The following is a 729-nucleotide window of genomic DNA, read 5'->3' as shown; positions in this document are numbered from 1 at the left end:
GCGACTTCCGCCTGCCGGGTGCCGGCGACATTCTGCACGCTGGCCTGCTTGATGTTTTCCATCGCCAGCGCCACCTGGTCCATACCCACCATCTGCTGCTGGCTCGATGCCGCAATCTGCGTGGCCGCCTGTGCCGCTTCATGGATGCTCTCAGCGAGCAGGCGGATGGATTCGCCGGTCTCCGTGGTCTGCTTGACCCCGGCCTCGACCGCCTTGTGACCCTGTTCGGTGGCCAGCACGGCGGCGCCGGTGGCTTTCTGGATATCGCCCAGAAGCGCGCGCACCTGGGCGGTGGCCTGCTTGGACTGCTCGGCTAGGCTCTTGACCTCCTGCGCCACCACACCGAAACCCTTGCCGTGCTCGCCGGCTTTGGCTGCTTCGATGGCGGCGTTCACCGCCAGCACATTCGACTGCTCGGCCAGGTCGTTGACGGTGGCGATGATCTCGCCGATAGCCTGGCTTTGTTCGGACAGCCGCACGATGCTTTCGGCGATGGATTCCATTTGTTCCTGGATATGCTGCATGCCGGCAATCGCGTCCTCCACCGCTTTGCTTCCGGTCTGCGAGACTTGGGCGGTCTTCTGCGCGCTGTCGGAGACGTAGCGCGCCTTCTGGCTTGCCACCTGGGCGGTCTGCTTGACTTCCTCAACCGTCGCCGTGGTCTCGCTCACCGCACTGGCTGTCTCGGCCGCGCCGGAGGCAACCTGGGTGGTGGTGGCTAAAATCTCG

1 protein-coding gene is annotated in these 729 nt (G+C 64.9%); it reads right to left on the bottom strand.

What is annotated here, in order from left to right:
- A partial coding sequence (locus EI185_RS17630; protein ID WP_223247927.1) for a methyl-accepting chemotaxis protein occupies nucleotides 1-729 on the bottom strand: 729 nt, incomplete at both ends.

This window comes from Sulfuriferula multivorans, from assembly GCF_003851125.1.
GTDB lineage: Bacteria > Pseudomonadota > Gammaproteobacteria > Burkholderiales > Sulfuriferulaceae > Sulfuriferula > Sulfuriferula multivorans.
This window is presented reverse-complemented; position numbering and strand designations above follow the sequence as displayed.